Source organism: Candidatus Magnetobacterium casense, from assembly GCF_019173545.1.
GTDB lineage: Bacteria > Nitrospirota > Thermodesulfovibrionia > Thermodesulfovibrionales > Magnetobacteriaceae > Magnetobacterium > Magnetobacterium cryptolimnobacter.
This window is the reverse complement of record NZ_JABXWD010000309.1, coordinates 1-4,009: the sequence shown is the minus strand read 5'-3', so window position 1 is coordinate 4,009 and position 4,009 is coordinate 1. Positions and strand designations below refer to the sequence as shown.

Sequence of the window (4,009 nt, the reverse complement as noted above, 5' to 3'; positions counted from 1 at the left end):
CATGTCTTTCTCCTTTCTGCATGTGTTATTACATACAAATATTATTACACATAAACCACTTTTTTTCAATACTTTATACATCGTCCACGCTTGTTTGGAGTGCTACCGAGTATCCGAAAGAGGCGTTATGTACAAAGAACGAAAACCTTTCTCATCAGGACGATTGGTTAATGGGTCAACCCGATGAAAGAGGAGAAACTCATCGCTCTTGGAGATGTGCTGATTCCTGCACGTAACGATCACCTTGGCGTCTGTCCAGCCGTTAAGCCAGTCCCCCTGGAACAACGGCAACTTTTCGACCAACTCATCATAGCCGTCAAGGAAGAAGATGACGCGCTTTCCTTGCTTGAGGCTATCTATTGACAACGGGTCTAATTTATAACGTCTTAACTCATCATCGACAAACGTCCCGGCCTTTACGCCCTCATACAGCGTGCCAAGTTTGATAAACACAGGCACCGGCGCATCAGCGTCCTTCAAGTACGCATCCCGCAACCCTGCAAACAGATGTGCGCAGAAGGTTGACTTCCCCGCACCCGAATCCCCCAGGAGCAACAACACGCCGGCTCGATCAGCAGTGAGAAACTTGTCTACCTCTTCCTTGAGATCAGTTGTACTCTCGCGGATGAGTATGTCGTTGGCACACGTCAGCGGGACGTACAAAGGTACTTTCAGGCGGCTTTGCATATCGTTGAGCATGGACTTTATGGGATCGTCCTTCTTTGTACCCGGTGATGGCGCTTTACTGGCAAGTGGCATCTCCCAATAACCGTCTGTTGCTCTATCAACGTCTTGGACAAACTCCCTGCGACTGTTAACGTATCTCCTAAAGTACACCGCTATTTTATCAGAACCTTTTTTGATGACCGTATAACCTTGATATCTCTCCCTATCACCGTTAAACAGTGTTCCGCCGTCACTGTGAAACAACATGCCTACAGCTTTTTGAGTGAAGCTCGGACTTGGGTCGTGTAAATGTCCGGTGAAGAGGAAATCAAACTTTTGTCTGAATCTGTTTTCAACATCCGTCCTGTCAAATGGCACCAACCACTCCAAGGGATGGTGCATGAGGGCTATCTTAACATCGCAGTCTTTCATTTCCTCCAGGACGCTATCAACCTGCCGCTCACAGACAAGGAGCTTTCCTTTATCTACGGCACCACCGTAAGCCAGCCATGCGGAGTTCAGAGAGCCGATCCCAAGTTTGACACCGTTTATGGTTAGCTGATGGACAGAGAACAGGTTGTTTGATTCTGTTGGAGGTGGATATTTAAAACGGCGTTTAAACTCTGTGAAATTATGCAGTGTTTCAACATATTTAGGTGCATTTAGCTTTAATTCGGTATCAAAGAATTCGTTAAGCTCCAGCGTATTGTTACAGGCTGCTCTTACCCCTGAAACCGAGTAGCGATTCCATTTATCCCTGTCGATATCATGATTGCCGGGGACAAAAAAGAACCGGTCTGTGGATAATCCCAACGTCCCCATCAACTGTGTGATAAACACACTCTCCGCAAGGCCAAACTCATCCACGTTGCTGCCTGCGTTGACAAGGTCGCCCGTAAACACAACAACGTTCGGCTCGACGGATTCCCAGCGCAACTTCACCAGATCGGCATAAAGCGCATCCAGGATGATCCTGATGTCCGTAAGATGCTTACTCTCCATATGCAAATCCGATACATGCAGTATCGTTACCTCAGACACCTCACAACCTCCACAATCAATAGTAATGCTCCAAAGAAGCATCGACACACTACCTCTCAATTATAACACAACTGAGGCAGGGCAGCGCAAGGGTGCGAATTGCTTCCGCGTTGCCTCACGTAAAAATCTATACGAAACAGGGGGGTTGTTTTTTCTATCGTGTTTTTATTAAAATATTCTAAAATTCTTAATTTAAGGAGAATGATGTCAGCATGTCATTATTGGAAAAATACGTAAGCGAGCCGAAGATTGCCTACTTCACTATGGAGATAGGACTTAAGGACGACATCCCGACCTACAGTGGAGGTCTTGGTATCCTGGCGGGTGATACGATAAAATCCGCCGCAGACCTCAACCTCCCTGTCGTGGCCGTGACGCTCATGCACCGCAGGGGATACTTCACGCAGGACTTTGACGAAAGCGGCTATCAGATAGCCCATCCCGTCAACTGGGACCCCTCAACGTATATGACCCTAGCCCCCGAAAAGGTCAGCGTGCGCATAGAGGGCAGAACCGTGTATATACAGACGTGGATTTACTTTATCCAGAGTCTTCGGGGCGGCGTGGTGCCGGTGCTGTACCTGGATACCGACATGCCCGAAAACAGCGCCGAAGACAGAGAACTGACACACTTCCTCTACGGCGGAGACAGCAGCTACAGGATAAAACAGGAAGTAATCCTTGGCATCGGTGGCGTGCGTATGCTCAGAGAGTTCGGTTTCACCATCAAGAAGTACCACATGAACGAAGGACACGCATCCTTTCTGACCCTTGAGCTCCTGCACAAGTACAAGAAGGACATAGAATCGGTCTGGGATGAGTCCCTGGTCTGGGACTTTGATTCCGTAAAGGAGCTGTGCGTCTTTACCACACACACGCCCGTGGAGGCCGGACACGACCGCTTTGACTACGAACTCTATCGCAAGGTTATCGGCGACTACTTCCCCGAAAAGGTGATCCGGTGGCTGGCAGGTGAGAAGGACCTCAACATGACCATGCTTGCCCTAAACCTCAGCAACTACGTCAACGGTGTCGCCAAAAAGCACGGCGAAGTCTCACAGAACATGTTCCCCGGCTACAGGATCAATGCCATAACAAACGGCATCCACTCCTACACCTGGACGGTTGAAAACTTCAAACGCCTCTACGACAAGTACATCCCCGGATGGGCCAACGAGCCGGAGACCTTTGTCAGGGTCGGACTGATCCCGCAAAGCGAAATCTGGAACGCCCACATGGAGGCCAAAAAGGTCCTAATAGACTACGTAAACTCCACTACCGGCATCGGCATGGACTACAACACGCTGACGTTGGGATTCGCCCGCAGATTTGCCACATACAAGCGAGCCAATCTGCTGTTCTCCGATGTTGAGAGGCTCATAAAGATCGCCAAAGGCAAGTTGCAGCTCATCTTTGCCGGCAAGGCACATCCCCGTGATGAGGCCGGAAAAAAACTGATCCAGTCCATATTCAATTATTCACGAGAGCTGCGTGACCAGATAAGGATCGTGTTTGTGAAGAACTACCGGATGGACATTGCCCTGATGCTTGTCTCAGGCGTTGACGTGTGGCTGAACAATCCCCTGCGTCCGCTTGAGGCATCGGGCACCAGCGGCATGAAGGCTACACACAACGGAGTGCCAAACTTCAGCGTCCTGGACGGTTGGTGGATCGAAGGACACATAGAGGGCGTCACCGGATGGTCCATTGGTCCCGCCGCCACCGAAATTGCCCCCGATGAAAGCATGAACGCAATTGACGCCGAAGACCTCTACGATAAACTCGAAAACGTCCTCATCCCCACATACTACAACAACAGACAGCAGTGGCTTAACATAATGACTGATACCATAGCCAAAAACGCATACTACTTCAATACACACAGAATGATGCGTCGCTATGTAACCGAAGCCTACATAAAGTAAGAAAAAAAAAGAGAGGGGGACTTTGTTCCCCCTTTCACGATTCTGAATATTGCCTGCAGGGGGTGCAGGGGTGATCACACTCAACAGCGATTGCCGGGAATTTTAGCCGCTTGTATATATTCACAGTATGGTGCTGTTGCCGTGCATGAGCAATGTGACCACGCTTCAATAGTGCACCCCGTACAATTGAATCTTTGACCTTATTTATCTCTAAATGTTACAATACTAATTAATGATGGAAAGTAAATTACCGGTAGTCCTGATACTTATAGCCGTAGCAATTGTTGTGGCTATCGCTATAATGGTGTTCATAAAGCGTAGCAGGAAAACGATTGTACCAAAGGATTCCGTCTCCGGTGCTGCCACAAGTGAGGGCG

2 protein-coding genes are annotated in these 4,009 nt (G+C 48.9%); one reads left to right on the top strand and one right to left on the bottom strand.

The window, feature by feature from the left end; all coding sequences use genetic code 11:
• Positions 1 to 102: 102 nt before the first annotated feature.
• Positions 103 to 1,707, bottom strand: a complete 1,605-nt coding sequence (locus HWQ67_RS13835; RefSeq protein WP_218253278.1) for a metallophosphoesterase — start codon at positions 1,705 to 1,707, stop codon at positions 103 to 105.
• A 212-nt stretch (positions 1,708 to 1,919) separates the two neighbouring features.
• Here HWQ67_RS13835 and glgP point away from each other — a divergent pair, with 212 nt between their 5' ends.
• Positions 1,920 to 3,632 carry an alpha-glucan family phosphorylase gene (gene glgP, locus HWQ67_RS13830; RefSeq protein WP_218253277.1) on the top strand — a complete coding sequence of 571 codons (1,713 nt, stop codon included), beginning with the start codon at positions 1,920 to 1,922 and terminating at the stop codon, positions 3,630 to 3,632.
• Positions 3,633 to 4,009: the final 377 nt, after the last annotated feature.

Bases quoted from the DNA above. Each gene is read 5' to 3' on its own strand.
- glgP (WP_218253277.1), top strand. From the start codon at position 1,920: ATGTCATTATTGGAAAAATACGTAAGCGAGCCGAAGATTGCCTACTTC.